The organism is Companilactobacillus sp. FL22-1, assembly GCF_043951805.1.
Taxonomy (GTDB): Bacteria; Bacillota; Bacilli; order Lactobacillales; family Lactobacillaceae; genus Companilactobacillus.
In genome coordinates this window covers 220,746-243,130 of the sequence record NZ_JBINJY010000002.1, presented here as the reverse complement: position 1 = coordinate 243,130, position 22,385 = coordinate 220,746, and the positions used below count along the sequence as shown (strand labels likewise).

Here is a 22,385-nt window from a genome sequence, read left to right as displayed (position 1 = left end):
TGGGACGATTAGCTTCACTGAGATTTTTTTGAAGTGAATAATTTTTCTTGAAAATATATTTAGTCTAATTCAGCAATTTGTTTTTCAACTTGCGGATTAGTTCTGAATTCATCATACGTTGTATCGGCACGGTCAACTACCCCATCGCTGGTGAGATAAATCAGACGGTTGGCAATTGTTTGAATAAATTGATGATCGTGCGATGCAAATAGAATTGAACCTTTGTAGTCGATCAAACCGTCGTTCAAAGCCGTGATTGATTCCAAATCTAAATGATTGGTTGGATCATCTAACAGCAAGACATTTGCCTTGAGCAACATCATCTTCGACAGCATGACACGAACTTTTTCACCACCGGAAAGAACATCCACATGCTTAGTTACGTCATCTCCAGAAAAGAGCATTCTTCCTAAGAAACCTCGTAAGAAAGTATCGTCGTCCTCACCTTTTTCGGCAAATTGACGCAACCAATCAATAATTGGTGTGGGTTCAGTAAACATGGAGTTGAAATCTTTTGGTAAATAAGCTCGACTGGTTGTGACACCCCAAGTGATCGTACCGGAATCGGGAACTAAGTCACCACTCAAGACTCTGAAAAGTGCTGTCGTTCTCATATCATCTTTGGCTAAAAAGGCTACCTTGTCATCTTTGTTCAAGATAAAGCTGACATTGTTCAATACTTTCTTGCCATCGATCGTTGCCGAAAGGTTATCGACTTTTAACAAATCATTACCGATTTCTCGGTTAGGCACAAATTTGATAAATGGATAACGTCTCGAACTAGGTTGAATATCATCTAAAGTAATCTTATCAAGCATCTTCTTACGTGAAGTTGCCTGTTTTGATTTAGACGCATTGGCTGAGAAGCGAGCGATAAAGTCTTGTAATTCTTTGATTTTTTCTTCTTTTTTCTCGTTTTGATCTTGCTTCATCTTTTGAGCTAATTCGGATGATTGTTGCCAGAAATCATAGTTACCGGCATAAAGTTGAATCTTACTGTAATCAAGGTCGGCCATATATGTGCAGACTTTGTTCAAGAAGTAGCGATCATGGGAAACTACGATCACGGTGTTTTCAAAGTTGATCAAGAATTCTTCCAACCAGTCGATCGACTCAACATCCAAGCCATTGGTAGGCTCATCAAGTAACAAGACATCTGGTTGTCCAAATAATGCTTGAGCTAACAAGACTTTAATTTTTTGACCAGCAGTTAAAGTGTTCATTTTAACTTGATGCAAACTTTCCGGAATGTTCAAGCCTTGTAACATTTGAGAAGCTTCACCTTCAGCTTCCCAGCCACCCATTTCACCAAACTTAGCTTCTAAATCGGCCGCTTTCAATCCGTCCTCTTCACTAAAGTCTGGTTTTGCGTAGATAGCATCTTTTTCTTGCATGATTTGGTAAAGTTCTGTGTGGCCCATTAAGACCGTTTCCATAACTGTATAATCATCATAATCGAAGTGGTTTTGTTTTAAGGTAGCTAAACGTTCATTGGGTCCTAATTTGACAGAACCTGTGGAAGGTTTTATTTCGCCTGACAAAACCTTTAGAAATGTTGACTTGCCGGCACCATTAGCACCAATCAAGCCATAGCAGTTCCCCGGAGCAAACTTAATATTTACATCCTCAAATAACTTTCGATCGGCAAAGTGCAAACTAACGTCACTAACAGTAATCAAATATATAATCCTCATTTCTTAAATGTAGTCTAGCTTGCATTATACGGGGAATTATTGATGGACGCAATTAATTCTTTAATTTTCCAGCCAAACAGTTCCAGATTGTACTGTACTCCATGCTAAACCATCGTACTTATTAGTCTCGATTCGAGCCCAATAATATAATTCGATCAGAGATTTAGGGAAATTGTTAGGATCCTCAATGTACTTTAAGCTGATCTCTTGAAAAAGTTGCGGTGCGATTCGATCGATATTTTTAGTCTTAGTTAAGATTACAATATCTTTGTTCAAAATTTGAAATAAATCAGGCCGCTTTTTTAACTCAGGGTCACTAATAACTTCATTCAATTTTACTAGCATTTCTTCTACTATCTTATTAAGTATTAATTGCTTTGTTGTTTTATTCATGACATTAACCTCTTTTTTCAACCACAATAATAGAGGCTTATTAATTTTTTAACTACAAATTGCTTAACAAAAATAATTAATTTTTTTACAATATTTTTGCGATTATAACAGTGTTTACCACCAATCAAACATTTTTAATTTAAAAATAAATATCGGTGAGACGTAACGGCGTTTAAGAAAAAATTACTTGATTTCAAGCGGTTTCTTTGAAGATTTAAAGCGGCGTTATAATCTTATGCCTAATCTTTTTATAAATAGTTATTGAAAAAAGGATTTAAAAGTACTATCTTTAATCTTCGTTAAAGAAATAAATGGTTATTTTCAAGAAATCGAGGGGTATATAAAATGAAAAGAACCACGACGACATCCTGCACCAAATGGGGGATGTTGATTACTCTTGGTATCGTTTACGGTGATATTGGTACTTCACCACTCTATGTTATGAATGCCATCCTAAAAGATGCTGGTACGATGTCAAAAAGTCGGCCTGATTATATAATCGGCAGTGTTTCACTGATTTTTTGGACCTTAATGCTGATTACGACTGTTAAATACGTTTTAATTGCTATGAAAGCAGATAACAATCGTGAAGGTGGGATCTTTGCCCTCTATGCTTTGATCAAGTCACAAGCAAAATGGTTGATAATTCCAGCTTTGATCGGTGGCGCGGCGTTATTAGCGGATGGAACTTTGACACCGGCCGTGACCGTTACGTCTGCGATTGAAGGAATCAAAGGCCAGTCTTTTGGCAATTTTGTCTTCCCGAATGATCAAGGGATGGTCTTGATTATCGTTACAGTTATACTATTAACAATTTTCTTTATTCAAGTTTTCGGGACTGAAAAAATTGGTCGTTCTTTTGGGCCAATCATGTTGATTTGGTTTTCCTTTATCGGTTTAATGGGCTTACTTAACTTGACTAGAGACTTCTCTGTTCTAAAAGCCCTCTCTCCCATCTATGCGATCAAAGTTATCGCCAGTCCTGATAATCATGTGGGAATCTTTATCCTGGGTAGTGTCTTTTTGGCAACTACTGGTGCAGAAGCTTTGTACTCCGACATGGGACAAGTTGGTAAGAAAAATATTTATGCCACCTGGCCTTTTGTCTATGCCATGCTAACTTTAAACTACTTAGGACAAGCCGCTTGGGTAATTACTAATTACAATCGTCCAGAATTTGCTGGCGTTAAGAGCATCAATCCTTTTTATGCAATGTTACCTAACCGTCTTCAATTTTTTGCCATCGTGATTGCGACAATTGCTGCTGTCATCGCATCCCAAGCTTTAATCACGGGGTCATTTACTTTAGTACAAGAAGCAATTGGCCTAAAAATCTTGCCTAAGATGCGTGTCAAGTTCCCTGGCCAAGTCAAGAGTCAGTTGTACATCGGCGCTGTCAATTGGATCATCTGTGCAATCACACTGGGAGTCGTCTGGGGCTTTAAGACTTCCGAACATATGGAAGCAGCCTATGGTTTGGCGATCACCTTAACCATGCTGATGACGACTTTATTATTGCATCAGTACTTGATTATGAAAAAGCGTCCTTTATTAGCAACCGTCTTCGTGATTTTCTTTGCCATTTTGGAATCGCTCTTCCTAATCTCCAGTCTAATCAAATTCATCCACGGAGGGTATGTCACCGTTATTATCACGACTGCTATATTGTTGGTAATGATAGTTTGGTTCTTTGGCAACAAACGACGTGACGCCTACCTTGGTGAAAGTGAATCAGTTTGTTTGAGTGACTTTGTGCCACAGATTGAAAAGCTCAGTCAGGACAAAACGATTCCGCTATATGCGACTAATCTAGTTTATATGAACAAGACGAATCAAGATTATTCCTGCAAACGTTCCATCATCTATTCAATTCTTGATCAAGATCCTAAACGGGCTAAAGTTTACTGGTTTATCAGCGTTAATCAAACTGATGCCCCCTACGAATGCAACTACACAGTTGATATGATGGGAACTAGAAATATCGTCAATGTTAATTTGAACCTCGGCTTTAAGAAGTCGCAACACGTTAACATCTACATTCGTCAGATCATCAATTCCCTCTTAGATAAAAAGATCATTGATGATCAAACGCCAGAATACTCAATTTTGCCAAATCGTCGGGCTGGATCTTTCAAGTTCATCATTCAAAATCAGCAGTTCCAAGATTTAGGAGCTCAAGATTATATGAATAATTTTGACCGCTTCTTGATTGGTGGACGACTTTTGCTCCAAAATATTACTTTGTCGCCTGCTATGTGGTTCGGTTTGGAATTCAGTGATGTGGTCGAAGAAAAGGTTCCGCTATTCTTAGGTAAACATTACGATCCATATTTAGCTCAAAATAAAATTAAGAACAGTCTTAAACCCAAAGAGGTTTTAGATTAAATTTATCATTTAAAAGGCACGGGATTCTCGTAAAAGAAGAATCCTGTGCCTTTTTGGTTTATCTCGATAATACCTAAATTCAAATCATTTAGCTAATTGTTTCAATAACTGATTCATCTGTTGTTGCAATTCTTGACCTATATCAGTTTCGGCGACGGTCTTTCGTTTAACAGACTGTTCAATCACCCGCTTAGTCGAAACAACATCCGTCATTTCTGCAATAGCTTTTTTTCTCGTGGTGAACGGTTCATGCGTGACCAATTGGAGGCCATAGGAATTTGATAACAGCGTATAACCACCAATTCCTGTGGTCTTGTGATAAGGCTTAGACATCCCTCCGTCGATCACAAAAATCTTACCATTGGCTAAAATGGGTGACGTTCCAGCTTTAACAGGCGTATGACCGTTGATAATATGGCCCTCCGATGTCAAGCCAAATTCCTCAAATAATTTATCCGCAAACCACGATGCTTTACGTAATGAGTAATAAGGATTTAACCGTTCAATTTGCAGTCGTTTATCATCTATAAAATATCGTTCAAAGGTCGTCATCTTGTCCTTGCCAAATAACGGTGACATTTTGCCAGTCCAAAGATACCAAATAACATCATTTTCAAAAGTATCGGCGGTAGTCGGATGATCCAAAGCCTGCCGAATTATTCGATCAAAATAGTCAAACAGTGCCTTCCCGGCATAGGAATGACCTTTTATCTGCCAAGCAAGTAATTCACCATCCTCTGCTACCGGAACACAGCCATGCAATAAGAGATTACCATTATACTTCAAATACATTGAACCATTGTCGATCAAGTATTGAATATGTTGTTTCAGCTTCTTTGAGGACATGAATTGTTTCATCAAATCGTCAATCGTAGCTGATTCTTTGGCGGTTAATTGATAAGGATCTTGACTATCAACCATTTGAAAACAACCGTTGTTGATGGGATAGCTTTTGCCTTCGATAGTGATTTCTTTTCGATCAAAACTTAATTTATCAAGTAAAAGTCGATTCTCCATTTTAAATTCGGGACGCCGTTTAATGGCTTGGCCTTCGAGTTTAAATTGTAAAATGGCAGCCGCCTGTTGAATTCGGTTATCAACCGCGGCTTGTGCCGGACTGATTTTTTTACCGGTATCGGATTTAGGGGTAAAACTGGCCAGAGGCTGATAGTTATCGACTGCCAACAAGCGAATTTTAGAGAGGTCGATTCCATAAGACTGCTCCAAGATTTCCAGATTATCATACCGGGCACAGATCCTTAAGAGATTTAACATACATAGTTTAGAACCGGCCACGCTGCCCATCCAAAGTATATCGTGATTCCCCCACTGAAAATCAAAGTTTTTCCAGTGATGAACTAGGTGTTCAATAATATAATCCGGGTGTGGTCCACGGTCATAAATATCGCCGATAATGTGAATGTGGTCCACAACCAATCTCTGAATCGAATGGCAAGTGTCAATGATAAAGGCATCGGCCATGTTCAATTTAATGATACTATTCATGATTTCCTGATAAGACAATTGTTTCATTTCGGCGTTAGTATCGGCATATAACAATTCTTCCGTCACGTAAACAAAATCTGGGTTGAGTGCTTTTCTAACCTTCGAACGGGTATATTTATTAGCGGTATACTTCAACATCTCGATTAAATTATTAAAAGTATCCATGTACCACTGAATCATTTGCTCATCGTCATTAATTGCTAACTTAGTCTTAGCAAGAATTTCGGAAGGATAATAAATCAAAAAAGCCAATTTTTTCTGACTCATAGGCGACAAACGGCCGGTAAACAATTCCGCTATCTTCTGTTTAGTATTTCCCGAACCATTACGCATAATGTGTGCAAATTCATCATATTCGCCATGGACATCACTGACAAAGGCTTCCGTCCCCTTTGGCAAACTTAAAATGGCTGATAGATTGATAATCTCTGATTTAACTTCATTTAAATTGGCAAATTCTTCGTTCATTTGATATATACCTTTCTTAAAATAGTCGCTGTTTCTCACTGGTACGGCGGTACAATCAAAACTATACCATTCTAAGTAAGCGATTCCAAGTGCAATTAAAAAAGAACATCCCGTTTTATCTCTAAAACACGGATGTTCTCTTTAATTATCAAAACTGGCGAAAAGCTAGTAACAATCCAGCCCAGCACCAATAAATTATTTTGTGCTAATCTAAACCGAACGAAACCTGAAAAAGATGATTAATTTATCTAAGGATTTTTTGGCTGATTATTCATATTGCTTTTTCCATTTAGCGATTGTTTAGAACTTGGATCCAAAATATATCGATTGATCAAGTCAATGATCTGGTCATTTTGGGGCAAATCGGAATGTTGCGCATCTGACCCTGATACGGAAATAGTTGTAAAATGCTTAACTTGTCCTTGATAAATATATTTACCGGCTACCACACTGCCCAGTGGCACTAAGCCATCGGAATTATAAGTTTCGGTCCCGGCAACAATGTAGACATCCATATTAGTTGGTAAATTCTTACGGTCAGCAATATAATCCGTCAACATTTGGGTCTTATGATGAACGGAATTTTCGTTGAAGTTATATGGCGAACCAATTGTCATCAAACGTTTCAGGGTCACACGGTCTGAATAGTTTGAAAAATATTTTTCCAAGAACAAGGTGTAAATCAGGCCGCCATTCGAATGTCCAATCGCCTTGAAATTATTGAATCGATACGCATCGGTGATGTACTTGAATGCGATATTAAAACGTCTAGCTTGCTGTTTAATGTTGCTGTAGCCATCGGCATTATTCTGAAAACCGACCACGATTATTGGCTCATTGTCACCAGTTCTAATCTGACCAGTGATATTCAATTTATCATTATTCATTACTTCGATTTTTAAAAGACTGTGTTGATCCTTTTTCGCTTTGCCCTTATTGAGCTTCTTGACTAAGGTGTCGAAACGATTGACTGTGGCCGAACTACCAGGAATCATAATGACTGGAGAAACTTTTGAGTTATGCCAGCGCATCAATTCACTGACTTCAGTTTGAGTCCATTGAAAAGACATGATAACTAAGACGGTGGAAATGAACACCCCAACGATCGTCCAAATCCACTTTTTATACCGCTTGTACTGCTTCATCATCATCGCCGACCTCCTCAATCGTTTTATCTGCCAATTTGACAAACGGCATGTAAATCAAAACGTCTAAGCAAATCAGGATGGCTCCGAAAATAAAAGCCCACCAATTACCGTTTGTACCGATAAAGGCAATCAAAGGCCCAGGAGTCCCATATGGCACTGGATAGGCTGACGTCGGCATCCAACGCAATGACAAGAATAACGCTGCCACCAGCATATTAAAAAATGGCGCTAAAACAAATGGGAAAAACATGATTGGATTAAATAAAACTGGAATCCCAAACATCATCGGATAATTATTGTTAAAAATTGCGGGAAAAATGGCCCATTTAGAAGTATTTCGATTGACCTTTTTCTTGGAGAAAATCAATATGGCAATGATCAAGGCTAACATAACCCCGGTCCCACCAAAATTGGCAAAACTATGATACAAGGTCGTATCGGTAAATTTAAAAGGTACATTCCAAACTGATTTTGCTTTCAAAGCAGCATTCATATTAGCTAAAGAAGCTGCATCGGTGAAAGATGGTGCATGTATGAATGGTCCACCGATTGCTAACCATGATAAAACATTGGTCAATAATCCCATCCCCAAGACATACATTAAAGAATTAACTTGTGAGTGTTCGGTTACAAAAGTTGCCACATAACTGGGAATCTCTAATCGGCCAACAAAGCCCAATATCAAATTAACGATTGCAGCACTAAGGATAATAATACTTACCGGCTTCAAGAGTTGAAATAACTCTTCCTTTTGAAGATTGACTAGTTTGACCATCAGCCGACCGCAGAGATAGCCAATAATTAAGGAAAAGAACATCCCATTTGACATCAAACGCGGATTGAAATTCAACAACCCATCTTGATTAGGTTGATAAGCGACAATTAAGAATGCTAACAGTCCCATCGCCCCAGCCGCTGAAGATTTACGTCCATAAACTTTGGCCGTGAAATAAGCCGAACCATAGGCAGAATAAATTGCTACCATATCGATCGTACAGTGATAAATCACCCCCATACCCCACGCTAAGTCTTTGTGAAACGGCAACCACTTAGTGATACCGAACAAGACAGCCATGAAACCTGTCGGTGTTAAGAAAGTGACTTGCAAAACTTCCGCAAAACTCCCAAATAAGATAATTGGAAACATCATCTTGAGAGTATCACGAATAATGCGCATCATTTTACTACCATAAACCCAGGTTGTAAATTTCAACAATCGATCCATTGATCTACCCCCTCTTCCTCAGAACGTTCTAATTATAAAACCATTATTTCAAAAAAAATATAACTTTCATTGAATTTAATTAAGCTTTAGATTTATTTAAAAATATCCAAGCAAGTGACTTGCAAATGCACTAAATCAAGACTAAATTAAAGATGTAATAAGTTTTGTACGAGTTAATTTTTCTAAACCTTTTTTCAGAGAGGAGTATTATTATGAAAATTACAATTACTGATAATGCTAAACAATTTTTGGCCGACAAAATTCCTACTGGCAGCGTTGTTATTCTGACTACTGACGATGGTTCCAACAAGTACTCAAGTGTCGGAGCTACTTGTGATTTAGCTGACAAATTTCAGCTGATCATCTTAAATCAGCCCGACGATAATTTTAATCTAACGATCGAAAATGACTCTGGTTATCAACTTAGTATGTCTAAATTTGAAGAATATCTAGTTGGTGACAATCTAACCATTGATTTTGACCACGATACCCTCACCTTAAGGGACAAGACCGGTATCCTTGATAGTAACTTGTCGATTATCGATTGGCGGAATGTTAAACCTGAAACCGAAAAGGAACGACTCAATAAAATGGTTACCTTGGGCGATCAAATCTGCTGATAATAATCTGTCTTACACATATTTATCAAGTCAAAAAGCAATCAGAACTATCCTCAATTGAGGAGTCTGATTGCTTTTTTGTGATACTTTTTATATCTATTAGCGATTCAATTCTTGAGCTAATTGCGAGATTTTTGCTTCAATCTGATCCCGAACTTGGCGAAAAACTAACATTTTTTCTGCCTTAGTTCCTTTTGCTTGTGCGGGGTCAGCTAGAGGCCAGTGCAATTTTCGAACTGTTTTTGGCGTTACTGGACAACGATCCTTTGCATCACCACAGAGTGTCACTACGAGTTGACATTGTTGCAAATAGTCATTATCGATCAGCTTCGATTTATTTGTCGAAATATCAATTCCTACTTCTTGCATTGCTTCGATGGCTAAGGGATTGACCCCATGACTTTCGATTCCCGCACTAGCGACTTGCCAGTCATTCCCTAAGAGTTGTTTGGCAAAACCTTCTGCCATTTGGCTCCGACATGAATTACCGGTACAGAGAAAATATATTTTTTTCATCATTATCTCCAAGTTAAAACGATCTTTTGACCATCCGTTTGATGATTCAATAACATACTTTGAGCTTGTTTCATTTGGGCCATCGGTAGTTGGACAATTTTATCATCGAGCAATTTACCTTGAGCAAAAGCTTGATTTAACAACTTTGCAGCTTTTCTTAGTTGTGACAAAGGGGCATGACTAATGACGAAGCCCTTGATGGCCTGATCTTGAGTATACATCTGACGGACATCAAAGGAAAACTGATTATCACTAGGAGCGGTAATCAAAGCAATCTGCCCGCCTAATTTCAACTGATTGAGATTCATCTGTAAATCAACATTGCCCGAAGTATCGACAATATAATCGAACTTTTGACTAATTTGAGAAATTGGTTGGTGGTAATCATAAGCTTTTACTGCACCAAAAGAGGAGAATTTGTCAAAATCTTTCGTATTACTAGTCGTAGCAACTTGTAAGTTTAAACTCTTAGCCAATTCAACTAATTTAATTCCCACGTGACCAGCGCCACCCTCGATTAAAATATTTTTCTTAGCTTCAACCTTTAAAATATCAGTCAATAAAATTGCCGCTGTCGCAGCCGAATGAACTGCAGCAACCAATTTAATTGGATCAACTTGATTGGGAATCTTGAATAGTCGTTGACTAGGAATAGCAACCAATTGACTGGCAGTTCCGGCTCGGCCATCATAGCCCATACTATTTGTCCAGACCAGGTCACCGACTTGAAAATCTGTCACTTTTTGACCGATTTCTTTGACAACACCGACACCATCTCGTCCTAAAACGAATGGAAAATTCAACTTCGTTTGAAAACCACCTGAACGAACGAAAGTATCGACGAAGTTGACGGAAACGGCCGTAATTTCTACTAAAACTTCATGTTCATTAATTATTGGATCAGCTATTTCACCAAATTTTATTTCATCCAGATCGCCAGTTTGATCAATATAAGCAGCTAACATTTCTACCTCCTGAAACTTGGATATAACTATTTTTGCTTTTAATACAAATAGAGCGGCAACCCCAAGTCGAGTTACCTCTCTATTTACATTGATGCTAAAAAGCAAACGTATTTTGTCCTGCTCTCTTTAAAGCAATTATTTTTTCATTCCACAGTAGCCATTGCAGGCACATTTTTCATCACTGATCATTGGACAGTGACAAATACCATCGCTACTTGCACAACGACAACCAGTGTGACATTCCATACCTGCATGACAGTATGGATTTTCTTTTGTATCAGACATAACTTTTCCCTCTTTATTTAATATCGTAATCAATCGGATTCAACTTATTTGAAGCTTTCTTCAAATGGAACATTGCTCTGAAGAATACTACTAATAAGATTACCACTCCGACGGTAAAAATAACATCAGGGACGGACCGAGCAATGGTCAAACCTTTTTCAAGCGGTGCCCGATAAAAGCTCAACTGTCTAGCATGCCAATAACCGTTCTCTAGTGCATCTTTTAGCTGTAAGAAACCAAGTGGCATCAAGGTGATGAAGACCATGCCAGCTAAACCAACATTCATGGTGATACATGCCCATTTGATCCACTTCTCAACTTTTTCAGTCCAAAAATCACTGACTGTCAGATGTCTGATCGCAAATAGCATGATAGCTACCGAGAAGAAGCCATAAACCCCGGCCATTGACCCGTGAGCATGAGCGGAAGTCCATTGAGTACCATGTTCAAAATAGTTGATTGCAGGTGCATTGATCAAGAATCCTAATGCACCGGCTCCTAAAGCATTCCACAATCCGGTTGAGACAAGAAACATAAAGGTGCCTTTATATGGAAAGTCTTTGTGACTATCTTTATAAACCCGATAATGCGTGTATGCTTCCCAAACTAACAAACAAAGTGGGATTACTTCCAAAGCGGAGAAACAAGAACCTAGAGCTAACCAGATCGAATGATCTCCTTCCCAGAAATAGTGATGTCCCATTCCGACAACACCAGTTCCAAGTAAGAGGATCAATTGGAAATACAAAGCTCGAATAGTCGATTTGATAGTTGTTAGTTTCATATCGACCATCAAGTAACCGATTAGGATTACGGCAAAGGATTCAAAGATACCTTCAACCCATAGATGGACGATCCACCATCTCCAATAATCGGCGAAAGTAACGTGTGAGTTTGGCAAAATGAAGAGTGATGCCAAATAGAAAGCTGGAATAGCAATTGAACCAATAATCAATAATTGCAACAATCTTGAACGATCCAAATTCTTCTTGATTCGGATTGCCGGGATAAAACCACGACACATAATGGCAATCCACAAGAACATCCCAATGATGAACAAGACTTGCCAGAACTTACCCATTTCAGCATATTCCCAGCCATAATGACCAAAGAGCCACCAGTCTTTATTGATAATGCCTAAAGTAGAACCCCATTCACCAAGCATTGAACCACCAACAACGACAATCAAGGCCCAGAATAAGATATCAACTAGGACACCTTGATGTTTTGGTTCTCGACCCAAGACTCGTGGAGTAATGTAGATTCCTGTTGCCAACCAAGCGGTAGCAATCCAGAAAATAACTAGTTGCAAATGCCAAGTTTTAGCCAAGTTAAATGGCCAAATGTACTGCAATTGCAAGCCAAAGAAACTATCTTCAACATAATAGTGCGACATTAATTCACCCAGTAAAATCTGGACTAAAAACATCAGCATGACAATCAAGAAATACTTAGCGGTCTTTCGTTGAGAAACACTGATTGGTTCGTCAGTCCTAATTTCTGGTATATCAGCATATGATTCATTGAATTGCATGTCAAAATGATATTTCTTATAGATGAAAATAACAATTCCGACACCAGCAACCAAAATTGCGACTGACAAAGCGGTCCAAATCATCGCCTGACTAGTCATAATGTTGCCCGCATCTAAATCATATGGCCAATTGTTAGTATATGAATAAATTTGTCCAGGACGATTAGTTGATGACAACCAAGCCCCCCAGAAGAAAAAGTACGATAATTGATCGATCTTATCACCGTGTGACATGAAATCATCGGTGTTATTGTGAATCATGTTTTCCGGTAGTCCTGCTTCGTGAGGATTGTTAACAAATTGTCGACGATCATAAGCTGTCAGGTGTTTTAATCCAGCCACTTGAGCATCGGTCAAAACTAACTGATCATCGTTTTTGTCATACCGATTAACACGAATCTCCTTTTTAACTAAGCCAGAAATACCAGCCTTTTGTTGCGTATCCAAGGCAGAAAAATTAGTCTTGAATTGTTTCTGAGCATAGTATTCCTTCATCCCTAAAAGATAGATATGGAGTGACTGTGCTGTATAATCTGGACCAAAGTAAGTCCCATTCCCTAAATAAGTTCCGTAATCAGTCAAACCATACTTTTCATAAATTGCTTGACCAGAAAGCAGTTGCTTTTTGGTGACGATTGTCTGCCCCGATTCATTGACAATCTTTGAAGGTCTGGGAGCTTCATTCTTAAAAATCAAAAGTCCCCCGGCAATCAAAATTGAAAAGGCAATCACCAATATCCATAGCAACGTCCGGTTCAGGCGTTTGTATGTTTGCATGTTCAAACCTCCCCTTTATAACATCTAAATACAACCTCATACTAATACGCTTTCATAAAATAGTAAATACCATTTTTATATATTCACAATATACTTTCTTACTTAACAAAAATGAAATATAATAATTTCAAATTGTGAGCAGAATGGTTGCAGATGTTCTCTAAAGGGTATAAATTAAATAATGTAATAAAGGTTTTGTGCAAGAGGATTTTGCACAAAACACTTTAAAATATTGTATTGGAAAGGACCTCTAACCATGAAAATCGATATTAAACCAGAAGCACAAACATATTTAGCAAACAAAAATGTTCCAACAGATGCAATTATGATCTTAACAACTGACGATGGCTCTAATAAGTACTCTTCCCTTGGTGGTAGCTGTGCTATTGGCGACAAGTTCCAATTAGTTATTCTAAAAGATGAAGATCCTAATTACACAATTGACCTAGAAAACAATGCCGGTTTAGATTTACACACATCTGAAAACGATGCTGATTTGATGACTAATGGCTTGAACATCTCTGTATGGCACAATGCCCTAGCTCTAAAGGACAATTCAGGTATTCTTGACGGTGGCTTATCTGTTGTTGACTGGCGTAACGTTGAACCAGAAACAGCTGCACAACGTCGTGAAAAGATGCTCAGCCTTGGCGACAAGATCTGCTAAGAAGATAAATTTAAGAGTTAAAAAAGTTTCAAGTAAATTATTATTGAATCTCCACACAAGCAAAAATCCCAGTGAAGTTAACCATCAATGTAACGTGTTTTATCAATGATGGTTGACCCACTGGGATTTTTTTATGAAAATTTTTTTAAGTCGGCTTCTTATTTTCGATATAAAAGCACATATGATTCGTCAGGACTATTTTGAGCAACGGCTTTAATTCGATAATTTTTCATTAAAGTCCGATACAAATGTGGCTCGACAAAAGTAGCAATCTGTTGCTTTAGTGCTTCAGCCCCAGAAGCAGGCATAGTTTTTAATTTAACAATGACAAAATCGGTCTTCTTATCTCGCATCGAATTTTTAAACGATTGATACATTTCCGGCAACTGCAAATATGACATATTGAGCTGTTGCCAATATTTAGTAGTTGGAACGATCCCCGCTGCTAAGAAAAAGCCTTCATCTAAATCATTTATCATCAATAAAGTTGGATGTGCTTGCGTTTTTTTCATCACTTCAGCAAACCTTGGTTGAGCTTTCCATTGTTCTAAAGAATTAAACGAAACACGATTGTCTAGGACGATCAATTTTCCTAAATCTTCATTATTTATTAATGGTAGAAAAATGACGGCGCTGACTAATAACAATTCAATTGTTTTTACAAATCCTTGATTGAGTTTTCTTGGAATCAACCTTGTGAATCTAAGTAAGGCCGGAATCAAAAAAACGATCCAAACCAAATTGTAATAAGTATTGACCCAATGTTGCACGGCAATGAATAGTATTGATCCCAGAAACATTGCCACTTCTATTGTAATTGACTTCTTGTCCGCAATACTTTTAGCCCAACCAAGCATGATAATCGTCGCAACAATCAGATGATCCTTAATTGCTTGAGCCATCAGTAATAACAACGACCACAGTTTCATTAACAATGTTTGATTTGTAGAGCCGTACCGCGTCATATTTTGGATAAAGTAGATATTGAAGGCATCTGCTAAGGCATGGTGAATTACAAAATATAACAAAATCAAGCCAGTAACTAAGAGAAATCCCGCTAATGACCACTCAGTAACTATCAACAATTTTTTGAACGCTTTTTTTCTTAAGAAAGAGATTAGTACAATTACGAAAAAAACGACATAGGCACCAATCATTGAATACTTGTTCCAAAAAATAATCCCTAGATTGAGTCCCAGCCAGAAAAAAGTCTTGTCAGGAATCACGTTTAGACGTTTAAATTTAATCGCAACCAGAAGTAAATACAGAATTGAAGTAAACGCAAATTCTTCCGGCGAGCCACCAAAACTGTAAGCACTGGTAGATAGAAGTACCATTGGACCTATTAAAGCTAACCAAGGCCTTGGCAATACTCTAATTTTCATCACTTGAACTATTCTCCAAGTCAGTGCATAAACGATCAAAATATTAACCACTTGAATCAAAAAAATACCCAAAAAATTATCACTCTTGATCAATGATCCTAAGGCAAAAAGTAAATAGAGCAGTGGCCCTCTTTGATCAATGATATCTCGATAAGGAACGAGGCCATGTGTCATCGCCCGTCCCATCGTGAACATCGCATTCGTATCACACCACGGATTAGTTTTAAATAGTGGCGATGATCCAATGGCGATAGTACAGATAAATAGCAAAATGATAATGGGCAAGAGAAATTTTTTAAACTGTTTGACATGAATCGGCATTGAAATCCTCCGTAGCACAAAATAATTCTATTTGTTCGATAAGCTTTTTTATTATAGCACTAGGGCTTGAATTAAGGATTTTTCCAGTCGAAAAAAGACAATACGGCATAATTATTTTTATATTATGAACAAAAGTACAACTTTTTCCTGACGACAAATAAAGCGGCAACTCGATTTTGAGTTACCGCTCTATTTACATTAATGCTCGGAAGCTAGACGTGTTATCCAGCTTGCTTGAATAATTTCATGTATATTTTATTTGACGACATAACTTGCAGCTACCCATTCATTCGTAGCAACACGATAATAGGTTACGCCATTGACTACTTTAGTTTGGTCAGTTGCCCAGGAACTATTATTAGCTAAAGCTCGGTTAGAAATGGTTGTCATACTGCCATCAGCTTGCAAAGCGACTAATTGAACAAAACTGGAACTACTGTTATTGACTTTGATCACGTCCATATTGCTGGAACTATCAGTTGCCGATCCTGAATTGATCAAATATTGAGCGGCGACCCACTCATTCGTAGCGACACGGTAATAGGTTACGCCATTAACTGTCTTAGTTTGGTCAGTTTGCCAAGAGGAGTTATTAGCCAAAGCTCGATTGCTTAAAGTTTCAACTGAACCATCGCTGCCAATCGCTACTAGTGGTACAAAACTGCCTGAAGTATTCTTCACGTTGATCACTGAAGTAGTTGAACCAGTTGTTGAACTGGAGTTGTTAGTCGTAGCTGAGTCAGTGTTGGTACCTGTGGAACTGCCCGTTGGTGATTGGTAACTAGTAAAGAACGTATCATAAAGCTGAGAAACGTCAAAGTTACCGTAACTGCCGCTAAATTGATACGAACTCGACCATTGCCAACCATGGTTAGTCGTGTACCAGTTTTGATTAGTTGCATCATAAGGATATGAAGCAATCCAACCTTGACTGACCGTCATAACGTTGCCGACCCATGAACCCATTGTGTAGATAGTTGAACGATAACCGTATTTAGCGACCTCATTCATAAAGGCTGCATTATCAGCATCATTTTGTGAAGTAGAACTGACACTTTGTTCAGAACTCTCTACATCAGCCACCAAGACTGAACCTTGAGGCAGACCATCTGCTTGCGCTGTTTTAGCTGCATAATCAGCTTCGGCAATCGCACTAGCAACTGAACTGTAATGAGCATAGTGGTAACCATTGATATAAAGCCCAGCTTTTTGGGCTGTAGCAATGTTATTTGCGGCGGTACTATCCTTAAAGAAAGTACCTTCACTAATCTTAGTAACGACGGCTTTTACCCCATAGTTATTAGCCATATCTTGAAAATTAGCCACCGTCATATCACCGTTATAGTTAGAAACATCCACCATATCGGTTCTGGCAGCCTCTACGGTCGTAACCCCGCAGAACAAGAAGACTAATGCCATCATAGCGGTCAAAGCCGCAATAAACCTTCTTTTTAAAACCATAAATCTCTTCTCCCTTTTGTTGCCCACGCAACAGAGAAAAGTATATGGCAATTTTTTTTATTTGGTTTAAAAGTCACACATCTGTGTATTAAAAGTAATATTAGAAACAAAAATGTAACAAAATAGTAAAAATATGAACTAGATAATAATAATTTAATTAAGGAATCATTTTTAAATTATTTAATTATTCCCCCAAAAAGTCACTTTTTTAAAGCTCATCAACTCCATTTTTTTCCTAATAAAGCTTGTTATCGAACTGGTTCGATAATTTATAATAATTATTGTTTAAGTCTGGTCGGTGAAATTTTTACAATTTTTTTCATTTAATTATATTTAAGAAATGATTTCTTTTACTCACCTTGACCTATACTTAAATTGTGAAGTTTATTGAGGGGGATGTTTTACATGTTACATTATTTTGATTTAAAACGACCTGCTAAATTAGGACTTTCAATCGATGAACAAAAAAGTCGTTGGTTGAAAGAATTTCTAAAATCATTTTCAGTCGTTTTCTTTGTTTACTTCTGTATGTACTTGATCAGAAATAACTTATCAGCCGCCCAACCTTTGCTAGTCAAACAAGGTATCTCAACCACTGCCCTAGGTTGGATCGGTTATGGTTTCTCATTAGCATATGGTATTGGTAAAACCGTCTTAGGTTACATCGTTGACGGTAAGAATACAAAGCGCTTTATGTCATTTTTGTTGATTTTAGCTGCAATCATGACTTTAATCATCGGGGTAGCCTTATTGATGAATCAAGCTCCAGTTGGTTTGATTCTGGTACTTTGGTCACTGAATGGTATCTTCCAATCACCAGGTGGTTCAGCTTCGTTGTCAACTATCTCACGTTGGACTACTACCACCACTCGAGGTCGTTATATTGGTATCTGGAATATTTCACACGAATTCGGTGGTGCGGTAGCCGGAGTTATTGCCCTTTGGGGTGCTAATCATCTCTTTAGTGGCAACGTCGGGGGAATGTTCATCTTCCCTGCTATCATTGGCTTGATCATCGGTTTTTGGGGACTATTCTTTGGTGCCGATGATCCGCAGGAACTAGGCTGGGACCCTAGTGAAGTGATTTTTGGCGAAAATATTTCTCAAGCTGACCAAACAGCTTCCCAAATGGGAAAATGGGAAATTTTCAAAAAATTCGTTATGAAAAGTCCTTGGGTTTGGTTGCTCTGTATTGCCAATGTGTTTGTCTACGTTGTTAGAATCGGGATCGTCAACTGGGCTCCATTGTACACCGTTCAACAATTACACTTTACCGTCGCTCAAGGTGCCAACACCCTATTATTGTTCCAACTTGGCGGTATCATCGGCAGTGTTGTCTGGGGTTGGTTCTCTGATCTGTTGAAGGGACGTCGAGCTGTTGTTTCAATTATCTGCCTAGCACTGACCGCTGTTGTCGTTTTAGGTTACCGCTATGGAACGACACCTGTGATGATCAATACTTCGCTCTTCTTCTTAGGTATGTTGATTTACGGCCCACAACTCTTGATTGGTGTATCCGTCATCAGCTTTGTTCCTAAAAATGCCTTGAATGTTTCCGATGGGCTAACAGGTACCTTCGCTTACATCTTTGGTGATTTGATGGCGCAAGTTGGTTTTGCGTCGATTGCTGATCCCAAGGCGAATGGCTTATCGCTTTTTGGTCAAAACTTACACGGCTGGAACGATACCTTTATCGTCTTCTACATGGCAGTCGTCTTAAGTATCATCGTCTTAGCAGTGATTGCTGTCGGTGAAGAAAAGAGAATTCGGCAACAATTAGTCACTAAATAATGCATCAAAAAAAGTGTTCCGTAATATTTAGAATTTTTGAATTCTATTTATTATGAACACTTTTTATTTTGTCTGATTTTTGTAATTCAATATCATAAGTTCGCGTCGTCTTATTGGCTAAGACAAAAATTCCACAGATGATCGTACCAACGCCCGCAATAACAAACAGATTATTGACACCAATTTTATCAGCCAAAGGGCCAGCAAAAATCAAGCCGACTGGTCCGGCTAAACTCATCAAGGAATTCATGATACCTAACACCCGCCCTAAGTGTTCGGGGGGATAGCTCTGTTGAATGATCGCCATCAATAAGGTATTAAAAAATGGTGCCGCAATGCCCGCAAGCGCATTCAGTCCAAAGAACCACAGAAATCCAGTATAATTCTGGGGCAAAAAACCACTGACACCCATCGTTATACCTAAAATTGCCATTGACAATAAGACTGGTTTAATTCGATCTGACCAATTACCAAAAAAGCCGATGATCGTGCCACCAATCAAGGCACCAACAGAGTAAATCATTTCAATCAATCCTGCCTGTGCAACTGTCCCTTTAAAATATGACATCGTCATTAAGGGGTACATACTGACAGCCGGCATAAACAGTAACGTGAAGACTGTCCCCATCAGCGTGATGTACCAAAGTCCCTTTTTTGCCCGCAATTGTTTCAAACCAAACTTTGCATCAGCCAAGACATGAACAGGTTCGTCAATTTGAGGATTCTCAGGGATTTTCACGAAAAGAATTATCTTTACGCCGACAATTGCACCTAAAACGTCGAACAAAATCAATACTGGCATCGAAATGATCGAGAATAGAAAGGCTCCTAAAGCTGGAGCAATAATATAGTTAGCTGATTGAACCATCCCCAATTGTCCATTAACCTTAGTCAACTGCTCTTTGGGTACCATAGTTGGTAAAATTGACTGAATCGTTGGCATCTGAAAAGTTTGAGCGATAGCCCGAATCACCAGCGAAATAAAAACTAACCAAATGGGAAATGCAGCTGTCAAAAATCCCACTAAAGCTAAAATTATTGCGACAATTGCTGCAATAATATCAGGTACGATCAGCAAAGCCTTTTTGTTAGTTCGGTCAACATATGGACCAACTAAAGGACTCAAGAGAATCATTGGCAACATCCCCAAAAGAGTTGACATACTCAAGACAGTTGCCGAGCCAGTCTGCTTAGTTAAATACCAAATGATGGCATACTGGACGACCATACTGGTGATTCCCGACAAGAATTGTCCCGTCAAAAACAAATAAATATTCCCCCGCCAATTAGCGACCAGACTTTTTTCCTTATCCATAAAAGTCCCCCCTCTCCAACTTATAAAAGCTGAAAGAGTTTATCATATTTATTTGTTAATAACAATATCTTTATGTTGGCGTTTTAAAAATAAAAAAACTCAAGACAAAATTTCAAAAAAGTCTTGAGCAAAATCATTTCATTGCTTTAATAATTTCTTAACTCCAGTTAGATCTTGATTAACTCCAAATAAAACTCCACCTGGTTGTAATGCTGTAGTCTCATGTAATGATCCTAATAAATAAGGCACAAAACCAAAGTCAGTGATCAATTCAGCGACTTGTTCTAAGGCCGCTTGATCATCTCCCGCATAGGCGATCACTCTTTTTTGATGAGGCATCGCCGCGAGATCATGATATCCCATGTGATTAAAAGCTTTAATGACGACACTTTTCGAAAAATATTTTTGCACATTCTCAGATGATGTCGTCTGTTCATCATAAAAAGTATTCGTTGAACCATCGACTTCCCACCAATAATTCATCGCATCGATTACAATTTTTCCGTTCAAAAGCGTTGGTGAAAGTGTGCGATATTTACTCAACGGTAACGCTAAGATAACGATATTTGACTTTTAAGATACTTCTGCAACCGTCATAGCAACAGCACCAGGTGCCAAGACACTGATGGCCAATTCGATTTTTTCAGGTTGACCAGAACCAGCAATATTGACCACGTAGCCAGAATCAAGTGCTAATTTAGCCAACGTCAGTCCTAATTTACCCGCACCAATAATTCCAATAACTGGTTTACTCATTTTCCTGCACCAAGATTTCCTTTACTCTCGGAATAACTTTTGTGGCATACAATTCAATCGTTTTGCGACGTACACTTTCCAATTGACCGCCGGTACCATAAACTAGGTCAAAACGCTGAATTCCTAACTCTGAAATAGTTTTGGCAATTTTTTGCGCCACAGTTTCAACTGAACCCACGTAATACGCACCTTGATTGACTTCAAAGTCGTAACGTTCTTTAGTCATCGCTGGCCAGCCACGATCAAGACCTACTTTGTCCATGCTTTGCTTAATATAGTCCCAGCCGATATCATAAGCTTCTTGATCAGTCTCAGTAATGATTCCATGTGAATGAACGCCAATTGGTTGCGGTTGATTGCCATACTTTTCAACCGCTTTATGATACAAATCAATATAGGGCTTGAACCGACTTGCTTCGCCACCTATGATTGCAATCATCAAAGCATAGTTATATTTGGCGGTTCTCAAAACTGACTCTGGCGTGCCACCAATGCCGATGGCAACTGGTAACTGATGTCCTTCAATTCGCGGATAAACTCTGACATTGTCTAACTTTTGGGTAAATTTGCTTTCGGAAGTGACTGTATCTTGTGTGATCAAGTCATTGAAGAGTGCCAACTTTTCTTCAAACAATTCATCGTAATCTTCTAAGTTGAAACCAAACAGTGGAAATGACTCTGTAAAAGAACCTCTACCTAACATTATCTGGGCCCGACCATTAGACAATCCATCTAGTGTGGCAAACCTTTCGTATATACGAACTGGATCATCAGAACTGAGGACGGTCACACCGGTACTTAATTTTATTCGTTGAGTAGTTGAAGCCAAAGCTGCCAACATAATTTCTGGACTAGAAATGGAATATTCTTCGCGATGATGTTCGCCTAATGCCAGAACATCAATTCCTAATTGGTCTGCCAACTGACCTTCTGACAAAATATTTTGAAGTGATTGCCGTGAAGTCATTCTTGATCCATCAGCGTCATTAAAAGCCACATCACCAAAGGTATCCAATCCAAAGACTAATTTTTTTGTATCAATCGACATGATTGCACCTCTGCTAAAAATTATTTAGTATTTGTCGACAGTATACTTCAGATCATGAGGTAGATTCTATAAACTTGCTTATTTGGAATTAATCAAAAATGACAAAATGGCATAATTTGGGAGTC

At 38.4% G+C, this 22,385-nt stretch carries 19 protein-coding genes; 4 read left to right on the top strand and 15 right to left on the bottom strand.

What is annotated here, in order from left to right:
* Positions 1-59: 59 nt before the first annotated feature.
* The gene (locus ACG72T_RS02680; protein ID WP_395264483.1) at positions 60-1,679 is read right to left on the bottom strand and encodes an ABC-F family ATP-binding cassette domain-containing protein; all 1,620 of its coding nucleotides are present in this window, start codon (positions 1,677-1,679) and stop codon (positions 60-62) included.
* A gap of 75 nt (positions 1,680-1,754) precedes the next feature.
* Positions 1,755-2,087: a bacteriocin immunity protein gene (locus ACG72T_RS02675; RefSeq protein ID WP_395264441.1), complete on the bottom strand. Its 333-nt coding sequence runs from the start codon at positions 2,085-2,087 to the stop codon at positions 1,755-1,757.
* 345 nt (positions 2,088-2,432) lie between these two features.
* On the opposite strand from ACG72T_RS02675, the gene ACG72T_RS02670 reads away from it, so the two are divergent.
* Entirely contained in the window at positions 2,433-4,472 is a 2,040-nt protein-coding gene (locus tag ACG72T_RS02670; RefSeq protein WP_395264440.1) for a KUP/HAK/KT family potassium transporter, read from the top strand.
* An 84-nt stretch (positions 4,473-4,556) separates the two neighbouring features.
* Here ACG72T_RS02670 and ACG72T_RS02665 read toward each other — a convergent pair whose 3' ends face one another.
* From ACG72T_RS02665 to ACG72T_RS02655, 3 genes are all read right to left on the bottom strand, one after another.
* A complete protein-coding gene (locus tag ACG72T_RS02665; protein ID WP_395264439.1) occupies positions 4,557-6,446 on the bottom strand; it encodes a fructose-1,6-bisphosphatase in 1,890 nt (629 codons plus the stop codon).
* A gap of 248 nt (positions 6,447-6,694) precedes the next feature.
* A complete protein-coding gene (locus ACG72T_RS02660; RefSeq protein ID WP_395264438.1) occupies positions 6,695-7,597 on the bottom strand; it encodes an alpha/beta hydrolase in 903 nt (300 codons plus the stop codon).
* Positions 7,569-8,819, bottom strand: a complete 1,251-nt coding sequence (locus tag ACG72T_RS02655) for a PTS transporter subunit EIIC (protein WP_395264436.1) — start codon at positions 8,817-8,819, stop codon at positions 7,569-7,571. The genes ACG72T_RS02660 and ACG72T_RS02655 overlap by 29 nt, the downstream gene beginning before the upstream one ends.
* Positions 8,820-9,031: 212 nt before the next feature.
* On the opposite strand from ACG72T_RS02655, the gene ACG72T_RS02650 reads away from it, so the two are divergent.
* Positions 9,032-9,439 (top strand): iron-sulfur cluster biosynthesis family protein, encoded by a 408-nt coding sequence (locus ACG72T_RS02650; RefSeq protein ID WP_395264435.1) that lies wholly within the window; start codon positions 9,032-9,034, stop codon positions 9,437-9,439.
* Positions 9,440-9,538: 99 nt separating this feature from the next.
* Here the strand turns inward: ACG72T_RS02650 and arsC are convergent, their stop codons facing one another.
* From arsC to ACG72T_RS02630, 4 genes are all read right to left on the bottom strand, one after another.
* Positions 9,539-9,955 (bottom strand): arsenate reductase (thioredoxin), encoded by a 417-nt coding sequence (arsC, locus tag ACG72T_RS02645; RefSeq protein WP_395264482.1) that lies wholly within the window; start codon positions 9,953-9,955, stop codon positions 9,539-9,541.
* Between the two features lie 2 nt (positions 9,956-9,957).
* Complete coding sequence (locus ACG72T_RS02640) at positions 9,958-10,920, bottom strand: alcohol dehydrogenase catalytic domain-containing protein (protein ID WP_395264434.1); 963 nt, start codon at positions 10,918-10,920, stop codon at positions 9,958-9,960.
* A 135-nt stretch (positions 10,921-11,055) separates the two neighbouring features.
* Entirely contained in the window at positions 11,056-11,205 is a 150-nt protein-coding gene (locus ACG72T_RS02635) for a hypothetical protein (RefSeq protein ID WP_395264433.1), read from the bottom strand.
* A gap of 13 nt (positions 11,206-11,218) precedes the next feature.
* The gene (locus ACG72T_RS02630; RefSeq protein ID WP_395264432.1) at positions 11,219-13,516 is read right to left on the bottom strand and encodes a nitric-oxide reductase large subunit; all 2,298 of its coding nucleotides are present in this window, start codon (positions 13,514-13,516) and stop codon (positions 11,219-11,221) included.
* A 256-nt stretch (positions 13,517-13,772) separates the two neighbouring features.
* On the opposite strand from ACG72T_RS02630, the gene ACG72T_RS02625 reads away from it, so the two are divergent.
* Positions 13,773-14,183 (top strand): iron-sulfur cluster biosynthesis family protein, encoded by a 411-nt coding sequence (locus ACG72T_RS02625; protein WP_395264431.1) that lies wholly within the window; start codon positions 13,773-13,775, stop codon positions 14,181-14,183.
* Positions 14,184-14,341: 158 nt separating this feature from the next.
* Here ACG72T_RS02625 and ACG72T_RS02620 read toward each other — a convergent pair whose 3' ends face one another.
* Positions 14,342-15,889 (bottom strand): teichoic acid glycosyl transferase, encoded by a 1,548-nt coding sequence (locus ACG72T_RS02620; protein WP_395264430.1) that lies wholly within the window; start codon positions 15,887-15,889, stop codon positions 14,342-14,344.
* A 255-nt stretch (positions 15,890-16,144) separates the two neighbouring features.
* Positions 16,145-17,350, bottom strand: coding sequence for a GH25 family lysozyme (locus ACG72T_RS02615; RefSeq protein WP_395264429.1), 1,206 nt, complete (start codon positions 17,348-17,350; stop codon positions 16,145-16,147).
* Positions 17,351-17,755: 405 nt separating this feature from the next.
* Between ACG72T_RS02615 and uhpT the strand changes: the two genes are divergently transcribed.
* Positions 17,756-19,141 (top strand): hexose-6-phosphate:phosphate antiporter, encoded by a 1,386-nt coding sequence (gene uhpT / locus ACG72T_RS02610; protein WP_395264427.1) that lies wholly within the window; start codon positions 17,756-17,758, stop codon positions 19,139-19,141.
* 43 nt (positions 19,142-19,184) lie between these two features.
* Here the strand turns inward: uhpT and ACG72T_RS02605 are convergent, their stop codons facing one another.
* From ACG72T_RS02605 to ACG72T_RS02590, 4 genes are all read right to left on the bottom strand, one after another.
* Positions 19,185-20,456, bottom strand: coding sequence for an MFS transporter (locus ACG72T_RS02605; RefSeq protein WP_395264425.1), 1,272 nt, complete (start codon positions 20,454-20,456; stop codon positions 19,185-19,187).
* 138 nt (positions 20,457-20,594) lie between these two features.
* Positions 20,595-20,999 (bottom strand): NADPH-dependent F420 reductase, encoded by a 405-nt coding sequence (locus ACG72T_RS02600; RefSeq protein WP_395264422.1) that lies wholly within the window; start codon positions 20,997-20,999, stop codon positions 20,595-20,597.
* A gap of 30 nt (positions 21,000-21,029) precedes the next feature.
* Positions 21,030-21,212 carry an NAD(P)-binding domain-containing protein gene (locus tag ACG72T_RS02595; protein ID WP_395264421.1) on the bottom strand — a complete coding sequence of 61 codons (183 nt, stop codon included), beginning with the start codon at positions 21,210-21,212 and terminating at the stop codon, positions 21,030-21,032.
* Positions 21,205-22,260, bottom strand: a complete 1,056-nt coding sequence (locus ACG72T_RS02590; RefSeq protein WP_395264420.1) for an LLM class flavin-dependent oxidoreductase — start codon at positions 22,258-22,260, stop codon at positions 21,205-21,207. The genes ACG72T_RS02595 and ACG72T_RS02590 overlap by 8 nt, the downstream gene beginning before the upstream one ends.
* Positions 22,261-22,385 lie beyond the last annotated feature (125 nt).